The 23,965-nt window shown below is 49.3% G+C and carries 24 protein-coding genes and 3 tRNA genes; 22 read left to right on the top strand and 5 right to left on the bottom strand.

Going from position 1 to position 23,965, the window contains the following annotated elements:
- Nucleotides 1-435: 435 nt before the first annotated feature.
- The 3 genes from iscR to EBA_RS16395 are packed head-to-tail and all read left to right on the top strand — an operon-like array spanning nucleotide 436 to nucleotide 2,363.
- Nucleotides 436-921, top strand: a complete 486-nt coding sequence (iscR, locus tag EBA_RS16405) for a Fe-S cluster assembly transcriptional regulator IscR (RefSeq protein WP_192375707.1) — start codon at nucleotides 436-438, stop codon at nucleotides 919-921.
- Nucleotides 921-2,024 carry a cysteine desulfurase family protein gene (locus EBA_RS16400; RefSeq protein WP_192375706.1) on the top strand — a complete coding sequence of 368 codons (1,104 nt, stop codon included), beginning with the start codon at nucleotides 921-923 and terminating at the stop codon, nucleotides 2,022-2,024. The genes iscR and EBA_RS16400 overlap by 1 nt, the downstream gene beginning before the upstream one ends.
- A 15-nt stretch (nucleotides 2,025-2,039) precedes the next feature.
- Nucleotides 2,040-2,363, top strand: a complete 324-nt coding sequence (locus EBA_RS16395) for a HesB/IscA family protein (protein ID WP_192375705.1) — start codon at nucleotides 2,040-2,042, stop codon at nucleotides 2,361-2,363.
- 52 nt (nucleotides 2,364-2,415) lie between these two features.
- Here the strand turns inward: EBA_RS16395 and EBA_RS16390 are convergent, their stop codons facing one another.
- The gene (locus EBA_RS16390; protein ID WP_192375704.1) at nucleotides 2,416-2,757 is read right to left on the bottom strand and encodes an HvfA family oxazolone/thioamide-modified RiPP metallophore; all 342 of its coding nucleotides are present in this window, start codon (nucleotides 2,755-2,757) and stop codon (nucleotides 2,416-2,418) included.
- 199 nt (nucleotides 2,758-2,956) lie between these two features.
- On the opposite strand from EBA_RS16390, the gene def reads away from it, so the two are divergent.
- The 9 genes from def (at nucleotide 2,957) to EBA_RS16345 (ending at nucleotide 7,532) form a co-directional block, all read left to right on the top strand.
- Entirely contained in the window at nucleotides 2,957-3,484 is a 528-nt protein-coding gene (gene def / locus EBA_RS16385; protein WP_192375703.1) for a peptide deformylase, read from the top strand.
- Between the two features lie 11 nt (nucleotides 3,485-3,495).
- Complete coding sequence (locus EBA_RS16380; RefSeq protein WP_192375702.1) at nucleotides 3,496-4,410, top strand: quinoprotein relay system zinc metallohydrolase 2; 915 nt, start codon at nucleotides 3,496-3,498, stop codon at nucleotides 4,408-4,410.
- Nucleotides 4,411-4,428: 18 nt separating this feature from the next.
- On the top strand, nucleotides 4,429-5,262 hold the full coding sequence (locus EBA_RS16375; protein WP_192375701.1) for a quinoprotein dehydrogenase-associated SoxYZ-like carrier: 834 nt from the start codon (nucleotides 4,429-4,431) through the stop codon (nucleotides 5,260-5,262).
- On the top strand, nucleotides 5,262-5,600 hold the full coding sequence (locus tag EBA_RS16370) for a DUF2845 domain-containing protein (protein WP_192375700.1): 339 nt from the start codon (nucleotides 5,262-5,264) through the stop codon (nucleotides 5,598-5,600). Before EBA_RS16375 ends, EBA_RS16370 begins: the two co-directional genes overlap by 1 nt.
- Before the next feature lie 853 nt (nucleotides 5,601-6,453).
- Entirely contained in the window at nucleotides 6,454-6,645 is a 192-nt protein-coding gene (gene csrA / locus EBA_RS16365) for a carbon storage regulator CsrA (RefSeq protein WP_192375699.1), read from the top strand.
- 10 nt (nucleotides 6,646-6,655) lie between these two features.
- Nucleotides 6,656-6,746: transfer RNA gene (locus EBA_RS16360), tRNA-Ser, on the top strand.
- Between the two features lie 55 nt (nucleotides 6,747-6,801).
- Nucleotides 6,802-6,878, top strand: a tRNA-Arg gene (locus EBA_RS16355).
- 24 nt (nucleotides 6,879-6,902) lie between these two features.
- Nucleotides 6,903-6,978, top strand: a tRNA-Asn gene (locus EBA_RS16350).
- A gap of 344 nt (nucleotides 6,979-7,322) precedes the next feature.
- A complete protein-coding gene (locus EBA_RS16345; protein ID WP_192375698.1) occupies nucleotides 7,323-7,532 on the top strand; it encodes a hypothetical protein in 210 nt (69 codons plus the stop codon).
- Nucleotides 7,533-7,549: 17 nt separating this feature from the next.
- Here EBA_RS16345 and EBA_RS24955 read toward each other — a convergent pair whose 3' ends face one another.
- The gene (locus EBA_RS24955; RefSeq protein ID WP_192375697.1) at nucleotides 7,550-7,729 is read right to left on the bottom strand and encodes a helix-turn-helix transcriptional regulator; all 180 of its coding nucleotides are present in this window, start codon (nucleotides 7,727-7,729) and stop codon (nucleotides 7,550-7,552) included.
- Between the two features lie 438 nt (nucleotides 7,730-8,167).
- Between EBA_RS24955 and EBA_RS16335 the strand changes: the two genes are divergently transcribed.
- From EBA_RS16335 to EBA_RS16325, 3 genes are all read left to right on the top strand, one after another.
- On the top strand, nucleotides 8,168-10,216 hold the full coding sequence (locus EBA_RS16335; protein WP_225616341.1) for a TonB-dependent receptor plug domain-containing protein: 2,049 nt from the start codon (nucleotides 8,168-8,170) through the stop codon (nucleotides 10,214-10,216).
- Nucleotides 10,204-11,553 (top strand): cytochrome P450, encoded by a 1,350-nt coding sequence (locus EBA_RS16330; protein ID WP_192375695.1) that lies wholly within the window; start codon nucleotides 10,204-10,206, stop codon nucleotides 11,551-11,553. The genes EBA_RS16335 and EBA_RS16330 overlap by 13 nt, the downstream gene beginning before the upstream one ends.
- Before the next feature lie 101 nt (nucleotides 11,554-11,654).
- Complete coding sequence (locus tag EBA_RS16325) at nucleotides 11,655-12,599, top strand: response regulator (RefSeq protein ID WP_192375694.1); 945 nt, start codon at nucleotides 11,655-11,657, stop codon at nucleotides 12,597-12,599.
- Here EBA_RS16325 and EBA_RS16320 read toward each other — a convergent pair.
- Genes EBA_RS16320 through EBA_RS16310 form a run of 3 tightly spaced genes read right to left on the bottom strand, consistent with a single transcriptional unit; the run spans nucleotide 12,580 to nucleotide 15,837 of the window.
- On the bottom strand, nucleotides 12,580-14,043 hold the full coding sequence (locus tag EBA_RS16320; RefSeq protein ID WP_192375693.1) for a sensor histidine kinase: 1,464 nt from the start codon (nucleotides 14,041-14,043) through the stop codon (nucleotides 12,580-12,582). The genes EBA_RS16325 and EBA_RS16320 overlap by 20 nt on opposite strands.
- Complete coding sequence (locus EBA_RS16315) at nucleotides 14,040-14,918, bottom strand: hypothetical protein (RefSeq protein WP_192375692.1); 879 nt, start codon at nucleotides 14,916-14,918, stop codon at nucleotides 14,040-14,042. Before EBA_RS16315 ends, EBA_RS16320 begins: the two co-directional genes overlap by 4 nt.
- Nucleotides 14,899-15,837 (bottom strand): hypothetical protein, encoded by a 939-nt coding sequence (locus EBA_RS16310; protein WP_192375691.1) that lies wholly within the window; start codon nucleotides 15,835-15,837, stop codon nucleotides 14,899-14,901. Before EBA_RS16310 ends, EBA_RS16315 begins: the two co-directional genes overlap by 20 nt.
- A gap of 229 nt (nucleotides 15,838-16,066) precedes the next feature.
- Between EBA_RS16310 and EBA_RS16305 the strand changes: the two genes are divergently transcribed.
- The 7 genes from EBA_RS16305 to EBA_RS16275 all read left to right on the top strand — a co-directional run bounded on the left by EBA_RS16305 (nucleotide 16,067) and on the right by EBA_RS16275 (nucleotide 23,965).
- On the top strand, nucleotides 16,067-16,900 hold the full coding sequence (locus EBA_RS16305) for a ParA family protein (RefSeq protein ID WP_192375690.1): 834 nt from the start codon (nucleotides 16,067-16,069) through the stop codon (nucleotides 16,898-16,900).
- Entirely contained in the window at nucleotides 16,897-18,408 is a 1,512-nt protein-coding gene (locus tag EBA_RS16300) for a ParB family protein (RefSeq protein WP_192375689.1), read from the top strand. Before EBA_RS16305 ends, EBA_RS16300 begins: the two co-directional genes overlap by 4 nt.
- Before the next feature lie 13 nt (nucleotides 18,409-18,421).
- Nucleotides 18,422-18,979 carry a DUF2857 domain-containing protein gene (locus EBA_RS16295; RefSeq protein ID WP_192375688.1) on the top strand — a complete coding sequence of 186 codons (558 nt, stop codon included), beginning with the start codon at nucleotides 18,422-18,424 and terminating at the stop codon, nucleotides 18,977-18,979.
- A gap of 51 nt (nucleotides 18,980-19,030) precedes the next feature.
- Entirely contained in the window at nucleotides 19,031-20,335 is a 1,305-nt protein-coding gene (locus tag EBA_RS16290) for an STY4528 family pathogenicity island replication protein (protein ID WP_192375687.1), read from the top strand.
- Between the two features lie 89 nt (nucleotides 20,336-20,424).
- The gene (locus EBA_RS16285) at nucleotides 20,425-21,315 is read left to right on the top strand and encodes a PFL_4669 family integrating conjugative element protein (RefSeq protein WP_192375686.1); all 891 of its coding nucleotides are present in this window, start codon (nucleotides 20,425-20,427) and stop codon (nucleotides 21,313-21,315) included.
- 90 nt (nucleotides 21,316-21,405) lie between these two features.
- The gene (locus tag EBA_RS16280; protein ID WP_192375685.1) at nucleotides 21,406-21,840 is read left to right on the top strand and encodes a hypothetical protein; all 435 of its coding nucleotides are present in this window, start codon (nucleotides 21,406-21,408) and stop codon (nucleotides 21,838-21,840) included.
- 724 nt (nucleotides 21,841-22,564) lie between these two features.
- Nucleotides 22,565-23,965, top strand: coding sequence for a putative Ig domain-containing protein (locus EBA_RS16275; protein WP_225616340.1), 1,401 nt, complete (start codon nucleotides 22,565-22,567; stop codon nucleotides 23,963-23,965).

The raw sequence follows: 23,965 nt of genomic DNA, 5'->3' as shown, positions 1-23,965 counted from the left end.
GTTTTTCGAAAAATAACGAGGTATCAACCGCTGAATCCCAACGAATTCAAATTTCAGCCGCTGAAAATCTTGGAAACGGAGCGATAGCGAAGTGAAGATTTTTAGTCCCCGATAGCCGTAGCGCTGGGCGGGTTTTCGCAGCGAAGCGGAGAAAACCTGCAAGGCATCGCGACACGGCGTCAAGTCATGCGAGAGCCGATGTTTCGACCCCCTGTTGGGTCGAAACGAGGTGACGCGGACGAATCGGGGCCGCCGAAGGCATAAACTGCCAGCAAATTTTTCGCGCTGAAATCGGATGGGACCCATTTCAGCTTTACCGAAAAATGCTGGCGCTCTTGTTGATGCTTCAGATAAGAGTTGTGATCGAATACTTGACCAAATTACTGGGTTTATTTATAGTCCACCTTATTTTCATTAGTTTGTAAGGGGTATGACATGCGGCTTACCACAAAAGGGCGTTACGCGGTCACCGCGATGCTGGATTTGGCTTTTCACAGTCAATCCAATCCGGTAACTTTGACTGATATTGCGACAAGACAAACCATTTCCTTGTCCTATCTTGAGCAATTGTTTGCGCGTTTGCGCAAGGCCGGTATGGTGAAGGGTGTCAGAGGGCCTGGTGGTGGTTATACGCTTAGCCGAAGCGCCCGAGAGATCAATATTGCCGATATAATTGAGGCAGTCGACGAGCCGGTCGATTCAACCAAATGTGGCGGAAAAGCCAACTGCCATAACGATGAGCCCTGCCTGACGCATGATTTGTGGATGGGTTTGAGCGAGCAAATTCGCGCTTATTTAAAAGAAATTAGTCTTGGACAATTGCTGGAGCGCGATTTCGTCAGCGACGTGGCAAAAAGACAGAGTAAGCACGTGGAGCATGTCATCGAAATGCCACCCCGGCAGGAAAAACGCATCGCTTAATGATCTATCTGGATCATAACGCCACTACCTGTTGTGATGAGCGGGTGGTGGAGGCAATGTTGCCCTACTTGCATGCAATGTATGGTAATCCATCCAGTCTGTACAAGCTCGGTCGTGTCGCTCGCAGTGCAATAGATATAGCCAGAGAGCAAATCTCAGCACTTATCGATGCTCCTGGAGCACGGATAGTGTTTACCAGCGGCGGCACCGAGGCTAATGCGCTTGCTCTGGCGAATGCGTGTGGCTTGGGGCTAGCGATTTCAGCTATCGAACACCCCTCCATTTTCGAAAACGCCGAGTACAACCGGCAGCGTTTCCGCCAATTGCACACGCTTGAGGTGAATGAGGCTGGAGCAGTGCCCTTAGTTTCGTTGGATAGAGCAAATTGGCAGGCTGGCGACATGGCGTCCGTTATGTTGGCGAATAATGAAACCGGGCTTATTCAAGACATTGCAGCCATCACCGAACATTTGGCTGAGCGCGGTGTCAATGTGCATACCGATGCGGTTCAGGCCTTGGGTAAGATTTCATTTTCGTTCAAAAAGCTGGGCGTTAAGTTGATGAGTTTATCCAGTCACAAAATATACGGGCCAAAAGGAGGTGGGGCGTTGGTAGTGGCAGAAGATTTTGTTCTAAAGCCCTGGCTGCGCGGGGGCGATCAGCAGTATGGCTGGCGGGCCGGCACGGAAAATGTGGCGGCAATAGTGGGTTTTGGCAAAGCCGCCGAATTGGCTAAGGCAGAGGCCGCGTTACGGGGCGTGCGGGTGTTGGCACTCAGAACGCGATTGGAGCAGGCTCTACGCACCATTCCTGGTTTGGTGATTTTTGCAGAACAGGTCAAAAGATTGCCCAATACCGTGCAGTTTGGTATTCCCGGAATCAGCGGCGAAATGTTGTTAATGCAACTCGATCAGCGCAATATTGCGGTTTCCAGCGGCTCAGCGTGTTCGGCGTCGTCCGGTGAGATCAGTCCGGTATTGGTCGCTATGGGGGTGGAAGCCTCTTTGGCTAGGTCGGCCATCCGGGTTAGTCTGGGTAAGGACAATAACGAAACCGAAATCGATCAATTTGTCGATGTCTTAAAAGCGTCGATAGCAAATTAGTTAGGAGAATTAGCAATGGGTATTACCATTACCGAAAGTGCCGCCAAACAAATCCAAAAACAGTTACAAAAACGCGGCACAGGCTTAGGTTTGCGATTGGGGGTTAAAACGTCCGGTTGCTCGGGGTATGCCTATGTGTTGGATTATGCCGATCAGGCCGAAGCCGACGAGGTGGTGTTCGACCAATACGAGGTGAAAGTGCTGGTAAAACAGTCTGATCTGGACAAATTGAGCGGCATTGAGTTGGATTATGCCAAGGAAGGTTTTAACGAGGCCTTTAAGTTCAACAATCCGAATGTAAAAGGTACCTGCGGTTGCGGGGAGAGTTTTTCGGTTTAGCGTAAAAAAAACGCCGGCTTTGCGATCACGATAAAGCCGGCGTTATCGGCGTTTATTTCATATTAGCGCCGCAGTTTCCTTCCATTTTTTTGCCGTCAGCTGCTTTGTCGGCAGCTGGGGTAGCGGGTTTGTTACCTGCGCACTTGCCTTCGGTAGCGGCTTTGCTTTCAGTGCTTTTTTTCATGGAAGCGCCGCATTTACCTTCTCCACAAGAACCGTCTTTCATTTTATCGGCGCCCGCTTCAGGTTTGGCTTCGGCGGTCAACATATAGCCTGAGCTCAACTCTGACAGTGCAAATGGATTGTTGTCTGCCAGGGCTATATTACCTGCCAGCGTTGGTAGCAGAGATGCGCCGATTGCGATGGCGAACGGGGTTTTGTTGATTTTTTTCATACTGTCTCCTGTGGAAAAAACTAATTGTTGTAATAATCGGTCGGCAACACGGAATCCCGTGTTTTCGGTAACGGCCCTGTCGCTAATATCACAAAAAAGCTTTGTAAAGTAAAGGCGGGAAGATTCTGCCAATCGGCAGTATACTTGCGCCCGAAACCACCATGTTCCGCAACTTGCCGATGCGATATTCGCTATAACCATGACTTCAAAAACACCGATAGTACAACTGGGGGCCGAGGTATTGCGCTGGCGGGCGCAGCCTGTTGACGACTTTGCCTGCTCGGAGTTCCATAAACTGATTGAAACCATGCATGAGATTATGCTGGAGGCCAGCGGTGTCGGCATAGCTGCGCCACAATTGGGCGCTTCCTGGCAAATTTTGATCATCGCGTCCCGGCCTACATCGCGTTATCCTCATGCTCCGGAAATGCCGCCGATTGTGATGGTCAATCCAAGTTTCGAAATGGTGGACAGCACATTGTATAAAGACTGGGAAGGCTGTTTAAGCGTGCCGGGTATCCGGGCGCTAGTGCCGCGTTACCGGGCTATCGAAGTGCAATATCAAGATCAGCAAGGTGAAACCCACCGCTTGGCCTTACAGGATTTTCCGGCCCGCGTCTTCCAGCACGAGTTCGATCATCTATTGGGATTGGTCTATCTGGATAGGGTGGAAAATAACCAAGATATTATTGCCGAGACCGAATTTTTCAAACGCATCGCCGCATAGGAGCCAGCTGAATGAAGTTTGTGTTGTTGTTAATGGGCCTATTGACCAGTTACAGCAGTATGGCACTGCCGCCGCTGTCTTTCAGCCAAGTGGCGCAGGGTATCTATCTGCATACCGCCGCACATCATTGGCCGGATCGGGACAATCACGGCGAGATTGCCAATATCGGCTTTATTGTCGGCGAGCGTTGTGTGGCGGTGATCGATAGCGGTGGCAGTCCACAGCAGGGCGCCGCGTTGCGAAATACCATCAGGCAAGTTACCACCAAACCGGTTTGCTATGTGATCAACACCCATGTGCATCCTGACCATATCTACGGCAATATCGCTTTCAAGGAACCGGGCGTGCAGTTTGTCGGCCACCATAAGCTGGCGCGGGCCATGGCCACACGCGGCGACCATTATCTCGGTCGCGCGGCGGAATTGCTGAATATTCAAGTCAATCACGACAACATCATTCCGCCCGATATAGAGGTGAATGACAGCATGACCCTGAACATCGGTAATCGCGAACTGCTGCTGACCGCCCATCCCAGTGCGCATACCGATAACGACTTGAGCGTTTATGACAAAGCAACCGAGACTATGTGGCTAGCCGATCTGTTGTTTTTGGAGCATATTCCGGTGATAGACGGCAGCATCAAAGGCTGGTTGTCTGAGATGGAACGCTTGGAGAAAAATCACTACAAACTAGTCGTACCCGGCCACGGTCATTTGGTGAAAGATTGGCCGGCAAGTCTGCAGCCGCAAAAAGCCTATTTGAACGGTCTGGCTACGGAAGTACGGTCTATGATCAAACAGGGCAAAACCTTGGAACAGGCTGTAAATACCGTCGGCTTGCCAGCTAAAAAGAATTGGCAATTATTTGAACAATTCCACCGCAAAAACGTGACTATCGCGTTTGCCGAGCTGGAATGGGAAGATTAAACAGAGGAGATTAGAAGCATGCACAAGTCTTATAACGTTATTTATCTGCTGGCTTTAATGATTTTGCCGGTCATCGCCAGCGCCGAAGGCGACGACATTACCTGGAACACGGTTTTGAAAAGCCAGTTTTTTGCCGGTAAAAACATTGAAGAATCCAATGCGGTTATCGAATTGGACGCCCCCTATCGGGCAGAAGATCCGGCGATTGTGCCGGTTAAGGTCACCAGCAAATTTGGGCAAAGCAAAGATAAATACATCAAAAAAATCTGGCTGTTTGTTGATAAAAATCCGTTTCCGTTTGTCGGTGAATTTGAGTTCTTTCCGGAGAGCGGTAAAGCCGATTTGGCTTTGCGAGTGCGCGTCAATACCTATAGTGACATTCGCGCGGTCGCCGAAACCAATGACGGCAAGTTCAGCATGACCAAAAAATTCGTGAAAGCCAGTGGCGGCTGCTCGGCACCGATTGGTGCGGATCTGGATGAAGCCATGAAGCGGCTGGGCAAAGTTAAGTTTCGGCTTGACGACGGTATTCAAAGCGGCCAACCGGCCTTGACGCAATTGATGATCAGCCACCCGAACCTCACGGGCATGCAGATGGATCAAATGACCCGTTTCATCAGAAAATCGCACTTTATCGATCAACTGAAAGTGACTTTTAACGACAAGCCAGTGCTCAACGCTAAGATTGACATTGCGATCAGCGCCGACCCTAATTTCCGTTTCTATTTTGTGCCGGATAAGGCCGGTGAATTGAAGGCGGAATTTACCGACGTATCTTGTGAATCGCCGACCAGTCGGAACGTATGCAATAAAAGTGGCAGCTACTCGCAAAGCTATACGGTAAGTCCTTAATGGCTAGTCCTCCAATAAGAGGAATACTTTTTGCTTTAGGCATGCTGGTGTTTGCCGGCGATGCGTTTGCGCTACGTTGTGGGCATAAACTGGTTCAGGTTGGCGACTATAAAGCCGATGTGTTGGAAAAATGCGGCGAGCCGGATTCGGTGGAAGAGCGCAGGGCGATACGTGGTAGCCGCTTGCGGCATCCCTATGGCGCATTGGAGATAGACCAGTTTGAAGAAGTGCTGATCGAGGAATGGGTATACAACTTTGGACCGCGTAGGTTTCAGCAGCTATTGGAGTTTGAAGATGGCGAGCTGAAAAAAGTCCGTAAATTGAGTTACGGATACTGAACAAAAATAGTCAGGCTGATAGATGCAGCTCGGTCTGCCATCACATACTATTAAGATCGGTTAGTGCATCCGTGACCATGCTACTGCCGATGGAAATCATCAAAATGTCCGACGCAACTCGTACAAAGCGATACCCGGCAGGCGCAGCGCCTATTAGGGTGGAGGGGATGTTGTAATAAACAACATCTCTGGGCAATGGGTAACCTAAGCGCCATTTTTTAACGGCAGGCAACCGTTATGTTTCTTCTGTAGCCCCGGAGGGCAGTGACCAGAGCGGTACTGATCAGTGTAATATTGACTAATGCTTAGTCGGTGTTGGTCGTTGAAATAGCGTTCTTGGCGCGAATTAAAATCCTCGCGGTTATATGATCTATCATCATAATTTGGGTGATCTTCCCGTTCGTATTTCTGGTGTGGTTAATGCTTGTGCTCATTGCCGTGGCCATGCCCCGACTTTTCTGCGTATGTTGGAGCGACGCCGAGCGCGCTGACGAGCAATAGCTTCAATTGATGTCTGAGTTGGAAAGGTAGTTTGCGCATTTTTGTATTCTCGCGAGCTGGAGCTTGAGATAGGCGTCCGCCGGTTAACGTATGAAACATACGAAACTAGCATAGGCTGTTTTGGTGTATCTTCGGCGACAATCGCAAATTTGCGAATGCGTGCTTCGTTACTAGCCTACATTAGAAGAGTTAGATCTGCATGTATGTTTTTGAATTAGCGAGTATTTAATTTGAGGTGGCTGGATGGTTTAGCATTATTGGAGTTTTTCTTTCCTTTTTGTAAAAAAGGGCTATAATAGTCGATTCGAGTATGTTGCAGTAACAAAGCGCATTAATAGTGTAGGGAGATAGTATGCTTATCTTGACTCGTAGAGTAGGAGAGACCTTGATGATTGGTGACGATGTAACTGTTACGGTTCTTGGGGTAAAAGGAAATCAAGTTAGAATTGGTGTCAATGCACCAAAAGATATATCTGTTCATAGGGAAGAAATCTACGAGAGAATTAAAAAAGAGCAATCCGAAGAAGGGAGTACGGAAGGCTGAGTAAGTTATAGGAGAGATGGCCGAGAGGCCGAAGGCGCTCCCCTGCTAAGGGAGTATGTGCCAAAAGCGCATCGAGGGTTCGAATCCCTCTCTCTCCGCCACTAAATAAATCTTGACATAGATTAATAAAAAAAAGATAATAAGCGGCTCAGATAAGCGCCCGTAGCTCAGCTGGATAGAGTACTCGGCTACGAACCGAGCGGTCGGGAGTTCGAATCTCTCCGGGCGCGCCATATCGAGAACACGCAAAACATTAATCCCCTGTAGCTCAGTCGGTAGAGCGGGTGACTGTTAATCACTAGGTCGGCGGTTCGAGCCCGTCCGGGGGAGCCAAATAAATCAAGGGCTTAGCTAAAATGCTAGGCCCTTTTTTTTGCTCGTACGTTTGTTAATGTCGCATTCAATGTCGCTTTGTGCAATTTTTTTTGCCAATAGCGTTTCTCGTTAATTTACTGATTCAAATTTTCGCTTGTTTGGTTGTCCTTCCTTGTAATATTTTCCATATGCGAAGGAAATTTACGGTGGATGTGCAGGCAGTGCCACTCTGCATCGATTTGCTTGGTGGTGATCCAAGTGTTTCAGCTTAGCAGGTTGTTGAAAAAGGAAAATCGGTGGAGAAATTTTCCTAAAACTCCCAAATTTTCCATAAAAAGCCGTTTTTCTGGAACGAAAAATCAATGACTTACGTAATTTGGCTTTGCATGAAAGCCATTTTTTGGCAAAAAGTGGAGCAAGTTTTTAAATTTCAACAGCCTGTTAGAGAGGCGATCAAGGGTGTGGCTTTATCCGCACTCATTAAGCTGAAGTGTGGATCTATGTTGAGTGTAAATCGGAGCGATACGGCTCTGAAGCCTGTTTTATCGGAAGGCTTGTGGGTTGTCGTTTAAGAAATGACGGTCGAATCTTAAAGTGCTGATTCAATGAGTTGGTCAAGATCTTCTCTTTTGCAAACGGTCGTTCGTGACCCTATTTTTGCGGTAGGGATCTTGCCTTTCGCGACAAGGCGCCAGAAGGTTGCGATACTGATACCTAGATATTCGGCGGCAGATTTGGGTCGAAGATAAACTAAAGCCGGCTTGTCCATAATATCCTCTCTACTAAATGGGAGCGCATTGCAGGCGGTTTAATTGAATCAAATATCGTCATAAGGGCTTTATATCTATCATTTACGAAGTGACCGATAAAGGCTATCAAAAACCCTGAGTTGTAGCTCCAAGAGTTTTTCATGAGAGTTTTCTAAGCGGTTTTGCAGTAGGTGCTTCCTTGGTTCAATGAATTTGTTGATGTCTTGTGAGGTTTAATGTTTCTGCCTTGAATTGCTTGTCACCAGGTTGGTAAGTTCTCCTAGATAAGTGCGCTTAGTGTGCTGGTGGAGTCAAAAAATCTTGCAAGGAATTACTAAAAACGTTAGGCTCTGTCTTGGATAGATGTGATCAAGAAACATCTATAATTATTTTTGTTTCAAATGGTTGTGATATTTGAAATAAAAAGTAAATAATTGTTAAGAAGGTGTGGCGTGAAAATGTCAAAACCACTTCTTTTTTTCGTCATCTTGTTGCCCGAAACCATCCACGCTATGGATGATTTGGAGTTGATATACGGTAGCGACAAAATGATATCTATAGCATCCGGTCATGCTGTGCCGATAAATCGCGCGCCTAGCGTAACCTCGGTCATTACTCAGGAAGACATTGAAGCGATTGGAGCACGGCGCTTAGAGGATGTTTTAGAATATTTGCCCGGCATCCATGTGAGCAGTGCCAGAGCCGGCAATAAAGTGGTTGGGTTCCGAGGTATCTATTCCGAAGCCAATACCCAGGTTTTGGTGTTGGTGAATGGGATTCCCCTCAGAAATGCTGCAATCGGCGGCAAGCCGCTCGCTTGGACCATGCCGGTTAAGAACATATCGCATATTGAAATTATCCGGGGGCCCGGGTCTATGCTTTACGGTGGCGATGCGACTACGGGGGTGATTAACATCATTACGAAAACCGGAAATGAAATCAACGGCGGTTATGCCGGTGGTTTCTTCGGTAGCCGAGATACCTACGAAGGATGGTTGCAATATGGCGAAAAAGAAGCGGATTGGGAATACGCCGTTTCTTTGCAAGGAGGAACAACCGGCGGCACGCGGGGATATATTCAACGGGATGCCCAAACAGTGCTGGATGGGTTGTTCGGTACTGCGGCATCCCATGCGCCTGGATTCACAAACTATGGCCGTGACGATGTCGATGCGCGAATAGACTTAGCTTTCCAAGACTGGCTCAGACTTAGAGCAGGGTATCAGCGATTCAATAATGTTCAGACGGGGGAAGGTGCAGCGCTCGCGCTGGATCCGAATGGTTACACAGATGAGGATATTTATAATCTTGATCTTTCAATGAAACATCAGTTTTCCGATGCATTGGGCCTGGACACAACCTTCTATTTTGTAGGGCAAGATACGCGGTGGAATTACAATCTTTTACCCGCCGGCACTTTCGGAGGCTCGTTGCCTCAAGGGGCTGAAAGCCGAACGACATATTTTCAGGGCACGACCGGGCTAACCACCCAATTTAATTATGCTGGAATTCGGAAGCATAAAGCGACTTTGGGCGCCGGCATCATCTATCACTGGGTGACCGATGTCAGCAATAAAATCAACTACCTAATTACGCCGAACTTTGTCACGCAAATTCCATTAACCGAGGTGTCGGCATTCGGCAATGATCCGGTTTTAAGTTCCAAGACACGCACCAATTTTTACGCGTTATTTCAGGATGAATGGAATTTTGCCAACGACTTTTATCTGACCACCGGCTTGCGATACGACTATTATTCCGACGTCTTGGATGGAATCAGTCCACGCGTATCGTTGGTTTGGAATGTGAACAACAACCTCACGGCCAAGCTGCTTTATGGGCGCTCATTTCGGCCGCCGTCCTTTCTTGAAAAAAATTTGCCCTTAACGCCGGGTACAAACATCAAATCGGAATCGGTTAATACGCTGGAGTTTCAGATCGAAAATAAATGGTCGCCACGCCTTGCGACTTCCGCTAATGTGTATTGGTTTGAATTCAAAAATTTGATCACGTCGGTCAGCGATTCAACCTTGACCTCAATGACCTCGGTTTCACCGAATCCTGTCGCGTTTACCAATATCCCGAAGATCAATGGCATAGGACTGGAAACCGAAATGCGATACGCCTTTGCCGACGACTTAAATTTTTCGGTGAATTACAGCTATCATGGTGTCAGTGACAGTAATCAAACCGGTCTGTTGCCGAAGCATATGATCAAGTCATTGATCAACTGGGAATTTGTCAAAGACTGGAGAGTCGGCGCGCAATTGAATTGGATAGGGGAAAGGCATCGCCCCAAAAACGATTTGCGTGTTCCTTTGCGGGGTTATTTTATCGCCGGACTGACGCTGTCCACCCAAGTCGCAAAGCCGCTCGAGTTCGTGATAAGAGCCAATAATATATTCGGGAGTCAGGCCAAGGAACCGAGTCTAAACCCTATCTTGTTGCCGGGGGATGTTCCCCTTTACGATCGTTCCGTACTAGGACAGATTAAATGGACGTTTTAACGACTGAATTGCCGCTCATCAAGGAGCATTCACTGCTGATTCCGTTGCTGGGTTCTTTGAATAGTCCGGTGAAAACGCTGACAAGCATCCATCGGCAATACGGCGATCTGGTGCTGGGTCGTTTTTTTAACAAGAAACTGCTTTTTGTCTGTCATCCTGAGCACATTCAGGCCGTGTATGCGCAAGAAGCCCGGGGCTTGTTAAGCCGGGATTATTTATATGAGGCAAAAAAATCATTGTTTGGTGACGGCCTCGTCAATAGCAAAGGCGACGCTTGGATTCAGCAGCGGCGCCTGATGCAGCCGTTGTTTACCAAGGAAGCCGTCGGTGTATGGGAGCGGGTGTTCATCCATGAAGCGGAGAACGCAAACGCCAAATTGCTTTTGGCCGCTCCCGGTAAGGTCAATCTTTCCGAAGTGCTGAAACGATTGGTCCAGAGAATCTTTATTCAGGTCTTGACCGGGCGATCCGTTGATACCTTGGCAAATAGCGACGCTTTAATTCAAGCCATTGAAACCGTCAGCAAGGGACTATTGCCGCACCTGGTGGCCGAAATGATCACTAATGGCAAATTGATGAGGTTGATGCCCGGCAAAAGCCGCGCCTACCAGGCCGCGGTTGACTACCTATCGGATTTTGTCAGTCAAGAAATTATCCAGAACCAGGCTGGAGTGGAGCAGAGTTTGATTTCGGCTATGCGGCTGGCAGTCGATAGAAAGACCGGTTATCGCATGAGCAAGGCGTTTTTGACCGATGAGGCGATTAACTTGTTTTTTGCCGGACAAGACACCACAGTGAACGCACTTTCATGGTTTTTTTATTTTCTGGGTCAGCATGAAACCGTACACCATCGGGTCACGGCGGAAGTCAAAATCTATCGAGATGAGCCGTTGACTGCGGAGAACTTGCAGAAATACACCTATACCCGAGCGGTGCTCTCCGAAACCTTACGTCTATTTCCGTCGGCCGCGGCCCTTTCAACTCAAGCGATTGCCGAGATTGAGGTAGGCGGGCAGCGCATCGAAAAGCACACGATCATTATTTTGAGCATGTATGTTACTCATCGTCATCCCGCGCTTTGGGAAAAGCCCAATGATTTTTATCCGGAACATTTTTTAAGTCCTGGAGCGGATAAGCGGCACAAGTACGCCTATTTCCCGTTCGGCGGCGGCTTGCACAACTGTATCGGTCGGCATTTTGCGGAACTGGAAATGATGATTGTCATTGTGATCTTGCTAAGAGCTTTTACCTTTAAAACCTCGGGCAAAATTCGGGAGGCCGCGAGTATTACCTTGAAGCCGGCTCAGGACATTATCGCGACAGTAAACCCTTGTTAACGTGAAGGATGATTTGGGTTCGAATATGTTGCGTTTTTTGCCGTTCTCGGCAGCTCTCGCCGCTTCGGAGGACTTCGCACATTATTTTAGGAGTCATCGTCATGAACGCATTCGTAGTCACAGATCCATTCAGCGATACGGCGGCCATACAAGCTCAAATGATTGCGGCAGGGTTCAATGCCGAATCCGTGGTTTACGTTAAATCAGCCAGGGCGTTGATGGATGGATTGCTCACGCACCGCTGCGACGTTATCGTCGCAGAATACGCCGTCGCAAACATGGATATCTGGCGACTATCGACATTGATTAACTCGATGCGTTTTAACGCTCAGGGTCGACCCATTTTTTTGCTCAAGGAAACCTGCGAGATCGATATTCCGGTCTTACTTGCCAAGGAATATGGTTTTACTGTGGTGTCTTTAGAAAATCTGGCGGGCAGGCTAGTTGCGGTCAGCGATCCAACTAATCGACAGTTTGGCGGAAGCGCTAATCCTGTCAGGCATACAGTTCTGATCATCGAGGATGATAAGGATGCCTCCTTCACCGCTTTCCATGCCCTCAAAGATCTCTACGATGTCGATGTCGCCGACGACGGCTTGTCTGGTTATGCACTCTGGGAAGCAAAGCATCACGATCTGGTGTTGCTGGACTTGATGTTGCCCAAACTGTCGGGCGAAGACATTTTGTCCAAAATAATGGCGATCAATAAGAACCAGTCGGTCATCATCGTCACAGCCTTGGATAAGCCGAAGATTCAAAACAAAATGCTGTTGAACGGTGCCAGCGAATACCTGTGTAAGCCGTTCTCTTTGGATGCGTTAAAAACGCTTTGCCAGAAATTGTTGAATAAATCCAAGCTGCTGCATCAAGCGCATTTTGCGGAATCGAAACTCAATGCGATCAGAAACTTGGTTTGGTTATTAGATTATGCGCTGAGTCAAAATGATGCCGATAGGCTCAAACAGATCATGGCTGCTTTAAAAGGTTTGCTGCCCAATAATCTCACCGAAGACGAAAAAATAAGCCTCATTGCCAGGGAATTTTAACGGTAAACAGCGAGCCAGTACCCGGCTCGGAATATACACTGATACTGCCGCCCAACAATTCAATAAACCTCTTGGTTATGGAAAGTCCCAAGCCATGTCCGCCGTGTTCGCGAGTCAGGCTCATATCGGCTTGCCAGAAAGGTTCGAATATCAACTGCTGATATTCGGACGGGATGCCGCAGCCGCTATCGCGGACCTGAATGATGGCGCTCGCATTCTCGTGTCGCCAGCTCAATTGAATATCCCCATCAGCGGTAAATTTACAGGCATTACTCAATAAATTGCCCACGATATGCCGTAATACCTCGGCGTCGATGGTCATCATTCCCGGTTCGCCCGTCAGCGATAATCGGTTGCGGTTGCTGGCAAGGGCGGGAGCCAGCTTCGCGGCGCATTGTTCCATCAGTGCTTTGATATCGATGGTTTCCTGGTTTAGTTCGACTTTGTTGGCTTCCAGTTTGCCGTGTATCAGGACTTTGTTGATCAACTCGTTCAAATCCCGGGTACGCTCCAAGGCATTGGCATGGAAAGAGCGGCATAAGTCGAATTCCACTGTTTGCGGCAAGGCAGCCTGTATCAATTCCAGATAGGCGCCAATGCCGTGTAACGGGGTTTTCATTTCATGGGAAACCAGGGTCATGATTTGGTTCTTATAGCGATTGGCGGCGCGGCTGCCATCCAGGGCGATCTTCAATTCGCTGGTACGATCGGTCACGCATTGTTCAAGAATTTGTTCGTTACGTTCGATTTTCGCCAGCATGTCATTAAAATCGGCACTCACACGCTGCATATCGGGCGGTCCCTGAAAATTGACTCGATGACCGCGAATGCCCAGGCTAACATTCGTCAATGCAGTGACTATTTCGAGCAAGGGTGCGGTAAAAATGCCTGAAAATCGCCGCACCAGCAAGAACAGGATGACCAGCGCAGCCATCACGATAAAGCCTGACACCAAGACTATTTGCCGCATGAAGCCATCCAGATCCTGTTTGGACACCACCAGTTCGACGTAGCCCAAATAATCGTCGTCTTGATAAAGCGGGGCATAAAAACACCAGGCATCATCGGAATTGCGAACTTGAGTCTGCACGATAGGCGATGCGGGCAAATGGCATGCGAAGGCTTTGTGATTGGAAGACGCTATTAACGCATGTGGGCTTTCAAATACGGAGGCTTTTAATACATTCCTATCGCCGGCATAGGTTTGAACAATGTCCTGTGAGACCGTGGTGGCGTGCAGAATGACACTGTATTTGACTGAGTTTGCAAAGGTGAGGGTATAAGCCTTCCAGTATTGGCGAGTATAGTTGCTGGTATATTGGTAGGCTGCAAAGTACAGCGAGGCGACGATGAGCATGCCCGCCATCGCCACCGAGATCAGCACGACCAAATCGTAACGTTGCCGAAAGTCGAAGCGGTTAAGGGCGTCGAATAGCCGTTTCATTCGAGTACCAGCGAAAACGCGCTTAGCGCAGACGGATCGAAATGCATATCCATATGCTGAGCGACGCGTTGGTTTAAAGCAACGTCGACTTTTTTCATCGGCTCGTAAGTCACTGTTTGCTGGTTAGCCATGTCGCCCAATTGCTCTCCCAAGGCGAGCAGGTTCGGATTGAAGGTCATGAGCACCCCGTATTCCAAATGCGATAGATTGGTGGAGAGCAGCGCGATATTTTTGCGCCAGGCTATGTTGGACGCTTCGTAGAGTATGTCTTTTGGGATGTCGGCGGGTATCAAAATGGAGTCTTCAGGCGTGGCATCGTGCTCCAGTAATTCTCCGAGGATGCGCATAGTGGTTTTCATATCATTCCCCGTCCGGATAGTAAGCAGCGGTTTCGAGGTCGTTGCAGAGGAGTCTTGCTGCAGGATGAGGTGAGAGCTGTTTTCGACGATGAATACCTGTCTAATGCGTGGAGTCAGGCGCTGTAAGTTCGATGTCAATATTTGGCTGTCTAGCCTCAGGCTCACGCCATGAGATTCGGCATGATCGAAATACACCAAGCCAAGAAGGGATTGACTTCGATAAGGACTTGGCTTGATGAATTCGGCTGCTTGATTGCCCAAGGCGATGATAATGTCGGGGTGGATGCGGTCAATGCTTGGTTTTACGTCGGCTAGGCGTGCCGTTTCCGGAATCGCTACGGCGTCGATCCGTTTTACTCTGGTTTTAATGCCTTTAATCGTTGTGGCATAAATCGAACTGATTGGAGGGGCTGCGGCGGGGTAGAGCACTAAAACATGCGGCTCTTCGGCAATTGCCTTGCAAGAAATCAGGATGAGCCAGAGGCGCAGCAGTGCTTTAGAGATCCTTGCATTCATCGACTTGTTTTAGGCTCTTTAACTCTCGGATATAAGGTCTTGGATCGGCGCCGGACAGTAATTTCTTGCGCCAATATTTCGCTGAGTCGGCGCCTTCTTTCCATAGCACGATGGCTTGTATCGTTTTTCTGTAAATATCGGCTGCTGTATGAGCGGGAATGGCTGGATCGCTGATCCTGTGTAGGTCAATCGCTCTTAAAAGCCCGCTGACCGGATCTTCAAGGCCATTTCGGGTTTCTCCCCGGCCATCATTCAAGCGCGATAAAAAATCCTTAACGTCTTTATTAATGCCCAGCATCAGTAGCGCGCCGCCAAGCACTCCGGACACGAAGATTTCGGATTTGGGTTTCAAGTTATCGATCAAGCGCAATTCTTCACTGAACAAATGAATGGCTTTTTGAGCATTGATTTCCTCCTTTTCCCAAACAAATCGTTTGTCTTGTAGCGAGCGGGGTTTGCCTCTGAGGGCGATATTCAAGGCTTCGAGGATAAAGCCGTCTTTTAAGCGGTCGGAAGTGAATTCCAGGCCTAAGCCGGCGTAAATAAGCTTCACTGTTTCGTTGGGCGCTACTCTTTTCATGCGCCTATTTTGTACTTCGGTATTGAGCGCCGAGAAATCTTGCTCCGACAAATCGATGACCTGAGCGATCAGGTAGTCGGGCGGTGGTGTGTTGCCGGACAGCCAATCTTCTTTCCTCTGTTTGCCCGTCAATTTGTAAAGGGTGTCGCCCACTTTTACGACGACAACTAGCATCGAGTAAGCGGACAGGCTGCTCGCGTGTTTAAGTGTTAGTACGGTATTTTCTGTCCGAGCATCCGCAAAAGAAAACAAGATGGGTTCTTCGATGGCTAACCATTCCTGGAAGGAAAGGCTGATCAAAGTAAAGCCTGCAGCTGTATCGGTGTGCAATAAATTCATTAAACGTAAATTATCGTCTTGTTATACAAATTTAAGTCAATGATAAATAGATAAAAATAAGATAACGATTTTTTATAAAAAAAATCTTCGTAATTCTATACTTTTAATTTAGAGAAAGCGATGGTATTTTAGCCTCAAGTACAGAACGACGGCAACGGCGTGTGTCAGGCTAACGAAGTGTATTAACGCGTCAATCTTGAAAGCCTGTCGATGGCGAGATGGTTGAGTCATGATCAAAATAACGATAGTCAGTACGAAGGGTGGCGTTGGAAAAACCACGCTGACGGCCAATATGGGCGGCATATTGGCCGATTTTGGCTATCGTGTGCTGTTGATCGACGCCGATCCTCAGCCCACTCTGTCTAGTTACTACCGGATCCGGCAGCGTGCCGAACATGGCTTACAGCATTTTCTGGTTAACGCTACCGTCGATACCGTCATCAGCCAGACCAGTATCGATAATCTCGATATCATTCTGTCCGATGATCCGCAGGGCAAGTTGCGGGACTGGATTCGCGACACGGTCGATGGCCGGGTCCGACTTAAATACAGTTTAATGCAGTTGGAAGCGCGTTACGATTTTGTGTTGATCGATACCCAAGGTGCGGTAGGACCGTTACAAGATGCCGCGGTGGCTGCCGCCGATTTCATGCTGTCGCCCATTCCGCCGGAAATCTTGTCCGCGCGAGAATTCGTACGGGGCACGGTGGCAATGATTCAACGCCTGGAACCCATGGCTCGTTTGGGTGCGCCCATCGGGCCGTTACGCGGCGTTATTTACCGGCAGGATAGGACTATCGACGCCCGGAATATTGCCGAAGAATTACGCAAAGCCGCCTTTTTACCCAGCAAAGGTGCGATTTCGATTTTAAATACCGTGATCCCCAATGCGGTTGCTTATCGAGAGGCGGCTACGCATAAAATGCCGGTGCACCGGTTTGAACCGAAGCGCAAAGGTAAAGGCATGAGTGCGTTAGAGACCATGAAAGCGCTGGCTCGGGAACTCATTCCAAACTTACCCGATCTGGACTTATCGGTACTTGAGCAAGAGATCCTGTCATGACGACAAGAATCAAGCGGCCGAACCAGGATCAGCTCAAGGATTTACTGTTGGAAGGCCATTTTAAATCGGATACCGACCAAGCCGACCTCGCTACTAGCGATCCGATCATGCCCGCACAACTCTTGTTAACTCTGGCGCAAATCAAAACCTACGACCACAATCCCAGAAGGGAAAGAAATCCGGCTTATGACGACATCAAAGCCTCGATACGCGAACAGCGCGGCTTGAACAACCCTTTCACGGTCACGCTACGCCCGGGTGAAGAATGCTATATGATTCAGTCGGGAGGCAATACCCGCTTGGCCATCCTAAATGAACTGTATGCCGAGACCGGCGATGAGGCTTTCAATACCGTTCATTGCTTATATGTGCCTTGGCAATCGGAAGCCGCCGTTCTCTCCGCTCACCTGATAGAAAACGAATTGCGCGGGGAGATGGCCTTGATTGATAAAGCCTATGCCGTCAGGGAGTTACAGCACCAGCTGGAGACCGAATTCCGGCAATCTTTTTCCCGCACCGAATTGTGCAAACGGATTAAGGCCTTGGGTTATAGCCTGTCCCGACGCCATTTAATTCGCTTCGAGTATGCCCTGGAACTGGACCAGTTGATTCCGAATACGCTGCGGAGCGGCCTGGGTGCCAATCGAATCGATATCATCAAAAACACCGAAAAAGCCTATAAGCGAGTCTGCCAGGGCAAAACCGAGCAATTTGCCGCCTTGTTTGCGCATACGCTGTCGAGTTTTGACGATGAACAGTGGGATTTTGATGCGGTTCGCCGCGAATTGGATAAACAACTGGCGCCGTTGCTGAACATCGGCGCTAATCGTCTGCGTTTGGAAATCGATGCTTTGCTATTTAACCAATCAGCTATTGATGATGACTGGCCGGATGATCCAGGGCGACTTCCTGCTGACGTTAGTGCCAAATCACCCCCGCACAGTCATAGCCAGGATGAATCTGCCCATGACATTCCGCAAACCGATATTCGACTGCTGCAGATACCGCGCGAACCCCAACAGCACGATTCCAGTTCAGTTGCGAGCAACCAGTTAAAACAGCCAGCCAATATTCAAACACTCTACGAGCAGACCTATGGTTTGGCCAAACGGATCGCTGCATCGATTCAACTCGAAGCCAGTGTGTTGCCAATCAGTCAAGGCCTGGGCTTTATCGTCGAAAAACCGGCGGCGGCTTTCACCGCGCATGATACTTGGGGTATATGGTGGCTTTTGCTGGGGATTTCCGAACAAATCGTCAGTCAGGAGCGCTTCCCGTTGTGGCAACAGACGGCGTTGTATCGGCTCTATCAGAATGAGGATGCGGCTGAACTGCAACGGCTGGTAGGTCCTGCGCCCAGTTTGTCCCACTACCCGCACGAAGTGTTACAGAATGTGGATATCGTCAACGATCCGGTGTTTACTGATATCTGTCAATTGATCGAAACCTGCCGCCTGATTCGGCAACAATTTTCCAATACACAGCTTTGGCCCGCCGGGCCTTCCTAGCATGGAGGTGACTATGAATTATCAAGCCGAATTTGCCTTGCACACCTTGATGTATGTGTCGCGCATGGCAGCGGAAGGCGATTTTGACACGCCCCATCAATTGGGGTTGCGCAACGATCAAATCGAAAAGATCTTGACCTTGAGCACCCAGGAAATTCATGAAATGGCAATGACCACCAAGGCCCGCTATATGCGTATCCTGTTTGACGCCGATGCTCTGGATATTGCCATGATGGTCTGCGGTCGCCGTATCCGGCAGCGGGAACTGGTTATGCAGTTATTGACCGCCGGTGCTTCATTACCTGTCATGCGCACCCTGTTTGGTTTAACCAGTGCCGATACCGCCAATTATCGAAAATACCTGAATCTACCCAAAGCCGATGGCCGGCCTTTCATTCCGAACGAAGCCGAACAAGTCAAAATATGGGAACTCTGGAAATCCACCGACCAGGAACCGCTCGGCATAGCCGAACGTTTGCTTCATGTGCATCGAGAAACGCAGATCAAAATCAGTGCCATCTGGCCTTTGATCCAGACTTGGTTTGCCAGTGATCTCGATGGCCGTTGTTAATCGATACCGATCACATTAATCGCTGGATGATTACCGATGACAGTCCCAGCCATGACTTCGATCTCGGATTCGGTCCTGCAACTCGCCCAGCAGATTGCCAAAGAACTGGCCCAGTTAAAAATAGGGACCTCTACGCAAGGCAAAAACCATGACTCGCTGCTTTATATCGGTCAATGGCAGGATGCCATTCCACGCGCCATTTGGTGCGATCGACATTTAGAAGCGATCGATGTGCGTTGCTGGGGACTCATCCGGACGCAGGCCATGACCGACTCTGCGGTGATCTTATCGCTGCACCGCTTATTGCAAAGCCAATTAGGCGTCTCGAAACCGACCGCCTCGAAAGTGCTGTACGTGCTTCGTTTAACCCGCTGGATTTCATTATGCTCGGAGTTGCGCAATGAAACCGGTCAATTCAAAGGTCACATCTATGCGATCCATGACAGTCCGTTGGCTTTTACCGACGCCATCTATCTGGATCCGCATTACCTAACCTTCGTCAAACAGCAATGCCGGCACCAGCATGCGCAAATCCGGCGCCTTTCGCAAAACCTCTGGCAATCGATCAATCATTCGATAGCCGGCCAAGCGGAACTGTTTGACGAGGATGCGGGGCAAGGCATCGTGAACGATTTCTTTCGGCAGGTGAATGGTCAAGGCCGAAATCAGAACTTTACCCCTCTCCACCGGGTTAATTTATTTAACCCGGCGCAAGAAAGCCAAGTCAAAAAAGTGAACCCGGCGGAAAACGACCGGGTCAATATTTTTAGCCCGGCTTTGAGCCAAACAGAAAGCAACGAAAAACAATCGGTTAGCGATGGAGTTAACTATTTTGACCGCAGGCTCCATATAACTACTACAAGTAGTGGTAGTAGTTTAAATAAAACAACTACTACCACTGATTCAGCGATTCAGACAAAAAACTTAACCGCGCAGGCTTGCGACCCGCTGATCTATCCGCCGGACTTCAACGCCAGCGAGCGAGAGCTAGCCACGCTTTACCTGCAACAAGTCGCGCCTGAATTACAGCAGATGATACTGGATGAAACCGCGGCGCAAATACAAGCCAAACGCACCAGCAGCAAGCCGATACGAAACCCGGTCGCCTATCTGGCCTGGTTATGCCACGAACAAGCCAAAGGCAATCCCGTGTTGACCAGTTTGAATATCCGTTACCGGAACAATCGCGAACGCAAACAGCAAACGGATCAGCAGGTTCTGCAGAAACAGCAAGAACTGGCTGCCCAGAGTGAATCGACAACTAGCGCTACGAGCCGGCCTTCCGGCAAAGCAGAGCAAGAAAAACCAATTCAGCAACTCAGAGAGGCGTTAATCAACACGCGTAAAAACCGTTAATGCCCTGTGCGGGGCGCACACCCATCAACAATGTGAAAATGCCCTGTGCATGTCGCACAGGCTAAAAGCAAATTTAGGAGGCGCGAATCATGAATGCTCTTTTGGATCAAGAATCGTCACAAGCGGCAGCGTCCCAACCCGTTCGAACCCTCATCGAACAGCCCGGTGACTTGCGCAGTGAAACCCGGATGACGATACAAACCAAGCAAGCTCAGAAGTTAGTGGTTGGCCGAAAAAGCGCCGATCACGTCGAGCCCATTATCGGCTTACTGGATTTTGGTCGGCGCATGAAGTTAATCTGGCTGTCTGCCGAAGCCGATGACCCCTTTGCCGATTGGTTTTTAATCAAGATCGAGCAGTCCCTGACGGAGAGTCAAGCCTTGATTCAGGCCAAGACCGACTGGCTGAATGCTCGCCTTGCAGAGATTAGGGGTTTTGAAATTCAGGTGGCGCAGTCATTACAACCCTTGCAGGTGCCGATCTATTTCCAGAACCCGTACGGTTATATGGGTGCCTATTTGATTGCCGACTACGATGCCTTGGCGCGCAGTGTGTTTACCGCAAGGCACATAGCACTGATCGATCGCGCGGTTGCAGAGCAACTGTTGCAAGTGACCGGCAAAGCGATTCGCCGCACCTTCAATTTGGCCAGCCAATGGAAATTCACCGGTGTAACGCGGGAGGATGTTCTGGCCCAAACCTCCAATGCGCTAAGAGCAAGCGGCTTATTGGGCGTCTGTCCGGAGCCCATTTTATCCAAAACCCAACGGGCCAAGATTTCGCCGCTGATTAAAGAAAAGCCTAAAAGTCAGGCCAACATCGCTGTCAAAAAAACGAATGGCGGTGGCATCAAAACCGGTAGGGATAGTGCGGTTGAGACAGGGAAGGAACAGGGGGACGACGAGCCTTTAATACTGGTAGCAGAGTATCAACTGAGGTCGGTTATTGAAAATGACTCGACCGACAGTCAAGCAGGGTAGCTAACAGCGCTTACAAAAGGTTTTAACCTTTTAAGGGTAAGGGGAGGCTGACGCCTTTTATTCGGGTACTGGCATCGATAAACGTGAAGCATGTTAGTTGAGTTCGATAAGCACATCGCTGCCTGGTTGCCGTTTTCTACGCGGCAGGGTGTCTGGCGCAGAATTGCGCTACTTGAAGCGGAAAATCTTCAAGTGGTCAGGCTGATGAACCAGTGCGCAAGCGCTTTCAGACGGGTGATTCCGGAACCGCGGGAATTGTATCTCAACGTGCAACAGGTCCGGTCCTTGACGGTGTATATCCGATGGCGCCGTCAGGGCGTTCGCGGCAAGCAAGCTTATTGCTTGTTGAATAGCCCCGAAGGTCAGGCGTTTTTGGTGCGCCAATCAATAGAGGTGCGGCAATGTTACCAACGCTTCAACGACTGGGCATTAGCATTGAATCTAGCCCATTCATTGCGTTTGAATGAAATTCGGCGATTAAAAAAATATCTCAAGGATTTGAGTGATTCGGATTGCTGCGTTTGATTGTGGGATTCGATGAAAATCAGGTCATCGGTTTCTGAGCCTTGTCAGTTTCTGAAAGTTTTGAATCGACCAATACCCCGACCGTCGGAGCAGCTATCCAATTTCAATAGTGCAGGAATTCGGTGACTCAGTTGAATGTCAGGTATTCGGCAAGCAAGTTTACATCATGACTGATCTACTACGGCCAAAACTGGTCATTGGAGTTTTTTCAGAAAGACCTTAAATACTCAAGCGACCACCCAAAAGCTGCCACTCAGTAATTTAAGGGGCTGCAAACCCGCTACATAAATCAGCCCGGCACCCACACCCCCCAAATATTCCTATCTCGCTTGATGGACTCTATTGCCTAGTTTCTACCCCAACGACCCTATTGAGTATTATTTTTGTCCATTAATACACTTGTCATATTTGCCCGGTAGATTTTTTATCGCGGTCGTTATTTGAGCTGTTAGTCATTTCAACACGTAACCGCTTACTAGGTTAGTACGAGCCATAGATCGTAAAAGCAGTACACCTACGCACAAGCTTGTCTGATTCCGATTCGGGCGCTTAGGTTGGAGGGGGCCTGGCAGCGTCTCGTTTGGCGTTCAGGTAAAGGCAGTTTGAACAAGGTATGGTTATGGCATCGCGAGGTGCGATGGGCATCCAAATTTAAAACAACCGGTGTCAGATTTGATTGAAGCTGAGTACCTGCTCAGGTGATCGGATCAGGGAGAATATGGAAATGAAGCGTTTAAGATTGGGTGCGGTGTGCTCAGGCTTTTTCATGGCAACGACCGTGATGGCGGCGCCCGTCGACGATGCCCGACTTAAGGCCATGGCCTGGCTGATTACGCATCAGAGCGGCGACGGCAGTTGGCAGGGTGCACCGGGGTTGGAGATGGCGGAGACCGCCGCTGCGGTAGAAGCCTTGATCAATGCCGGCATGACCAAGAGCGATACCTATGCAAACGGTGTCGCCTGGCTGCAAAATCACGAAGCCTATAGCACGGACGCCTTAGCCCGCCAAGCCATTGCGCTGTATAAGTCAGGACGGGATGTCTCAGGATTGATAAATCGACTGATTGCGTTACGTAACGACACGTCTCAGAGTTGGGGCGCTTACGATCATTTCGGTGGCAGTTCTCCCGATACATCTCTGGCTTTGGAGGCTATCAAACAAACCGGAACCACTTACGCATCGGAATTTAATGCCGTTTGTTTTATTTATGGACAACAGAACACTGATTTTGGCTGGTCATATATAAAATCAGATACAGGGATTCCACCAAGCCGAGTCACCCCAACAGCATTCAATTTGATAGCGCTTCAGCGATACAACGGATATTCAGTTGACTGTACCAATGATCAAATCAGTAACCCCATTTCCGTATTGAGCTATATAACTTCCGGGATTGCCTGGCTGAAAACTCAACAGAAAACGCCCGGTGGCGGTTTCGGTGAAGGCAGCGCCGGCACTGTATTGGAAACCGCATTGGCCTATCGAGCGCTGGTAACCGTGGCCGGCGCTAACGATCCCGCCGCCGTAAGCGCTCAGAATTTTCTCATCGCCCAGCAACAAGCCGACGGCAGTTGGGGCGGTGGCGATGCGTTGCTGACTACATTGACGTTAGCGGCGCTTCCGGCAACCACCTTGGCCGATACCGATAACGACGGCTTGCCGGACGGCACGGAGACACAGGCCTTGCTCGGCACAAATCCCAACGTGCCCGATGCCTTTGGCTTGCTGAAGGGCAATGGTCGCAGCATTGCCGGTGTCACCACAGCCATCCCTCTAACCAAGGCCATCATCGATCAGCCCTATCTCTCAACGCTGACGCCCAATGACGGTGCACCCCCTTATAGTTGGTTATTGAGTTCAGGCCAACTGCCGGATGGACTCAGCCTGAATACTAATACCGGCCAGATTACCGGCATACCCACGGCGCTGGGTTTTTATAATTTCACCTACGAAGTGCTGGCAGCCGATATGCACACCTCCGTCACTAGTCAAATCGAGGTAGCCGAGCCTAGTGAACCCACACAAGTACCGGCACTACCGACCTGGGCCATGTTGCTGATGGGCGGGCTGCTTTGCCTCATCATGCGGCATATTGAGCAACATAAAACACGCGACCTTCGCTAA

This window comes from Methylomonas albis, from assembly GCF_014850955.1.
In the GTDB taxonomy this organism is placed as follows: Bacteria; Pseudomonadota; Gammaproteobacteria; order Methylococcales; family Methylomonadaceae; genus Methylomonas; species Methylomonas albis.
This window is presented reverse-complemented; position numbering and strand designations above follow the sequence as displayed.

Bases quoted from the DNA above. Each gene is read 5' to 3' on its own strand.
- iscR (WP_192375707.1), top strand. From the start codon at position 436: ATGCGGCTTACCACAAAAGGGCGTTACGCGGTCACCGCGATGCTGGAT.
- EBA_RS16400 (WP_192375706.1), top strand. From the start codon at position 921: ATGATCTATCTGGATCATAACGCCACTACCTGTTGTGATGAGCGGGTG.
- EBA_RS16395 (WP_192375705.1), top strand. From the start codon at position 2,040: ATGGGTATTACCATTACCGAAAGTGCCGCCAAACAAATCCAAAAACAG.
- EBA_RS16390 (WP_192375704.1), bottom strand. From the start codon at position 2,757: ATGAAAAAAATCAACAAAACCCCGTTCGCCATCGCAATCGGCGCATCT.
- def (WP_192375703.1), top strand. From the start codon at position 2,957: ATGACTTCAAAAACACCGATAGTACAACTGGGGGCCGAGGTATTGCGC.
- EBA_RS16380 (WP_192375702.1), top strand. From the start codon at position 3,496: ATGAAGTTTGTGTTGTTGTTAATGGGCCTATTGACCAGTTACAGCAGT.
- EBA_RS16375 (WP_192375701.1), top strand. From the start codon at position 4,429: ATGCACAAGTCTTATAACGTTATTTATCTGCTGGCTTTAATGATTTTG.
- EBA_RS16370 (WP_192375700.1), top strand. From the start codon at position 5,262: ATGGCTAGTCCTCCAATAAGAGGAATACTTTTTGCTTTAGGCATGCTG.
- csrA (WP_192375699.1), top strand. From the start codon at position 6,454: ATGCTTATCTTGACTCGTAGAGTAGGAGAGACCTTGATGATTGGTGAC.
- EBA_RS16345 (WP_192375698.1), top strand. From the start codon at position 7,323: ATGACTTACGTAATTTGGCTTTGCATGAAAGCCATTTTTTGGCAAAAA.
- EBA_RS24955 (WP_192375697.1), bottom strand. From the start codon at position 7,729: ATGGACAAGCCGGCTTTAGTTTATCTTCGACCCAAATCTGCCGCCGAA.
- EBA_RS16335 (WP_225616341.1), top strand. From the start codon at position 8,168: ATGTCAAAACCACTTCTTTTTTTCGTCATCTTGTTGCCCGAAACCATC.
- EBA_RS16330 (WP_192375695.1), top strand. From the start codon at position 10,204: ATGGACGTTTTAACGACTGAATTGCCGCTCATCAAGGAGCATTCACTG.
- EBA_RS16325 (WP_192375694.1), top strand. From the start codon at position 11,655: ATGAACGCATTCGTAGTCACAGATCCATTCAGCGATACGGCGGCCATA.
- EBA_RS16320 (WP_192375693.1), bottom strand. From the start codon at position 14,043: ATGAAACGGCTATTCGACGCCCTTAACCGCTTCGACTTTCGGCAACGT.
- EBA_RS16315 (WP_192375692.1), bottom strand. From the start codon at position 14,918: ATGAATGCAAGGATCTCTAAAGCACTGCTGCGCCTCTGGCTCATCCTG.
- EBA_RS16310 (WP_192375691.1), bottom strand. From the start codon at position 15,837: ATGAATTTATTGCACACCGATACAGCTGCAGGCTTTACTTTGATCAGC.
- EBA_RS16305 (WP_192375690.1), top strand. From the start codon at position 16,067: ATGATCAAAATAACGATAGTCAGTACGAAGGGTGGCGTTGGAAAAACC.
- EBA_RS16300 (WP_192375689.1), top strand. From the start codon at position 16,897: ATGACGACAAGAATCAAGCGGCCGAACCAGGATCAGCTCAAGGATTTA.
- EBA_RS16295 (WP_192375688.1), top strand. From the start codon at position 18,422: ATGAATTATCAAGCCGAATTTGCCTTGCACACCTTGATGTATGTGTCG.
- EBA_RS16290 (WP_192375687.1), top strand. From the start codon at position 19,031: ATGACTTCGATCTCGGATTCGGTCCTGCAACTCGCCCAGCAGATTGCC.
- EBA_RS16285 (WP_192375686.1), top strand. From the start codon at position 20,425: ATGAATGCTCTTTTGGATCAAGAATCGTCACAAGCGGCAGCGTCCCAA.
- EBA_RS16280 (WP_192375685.1), top strand. From the start codon at position 21,406: ATGTTAGTTGAGTTCGATAAGCACATCGCTGCCTGGTTGCCGTTTTCT.
- EBA_RS16275 (WP_225616340.1), top strand. From the start codon at position 22,565: ATGAAGCGTTTAAGATTGGGTGCGGTGTGCTCAGGCTTTTTCATGGCA.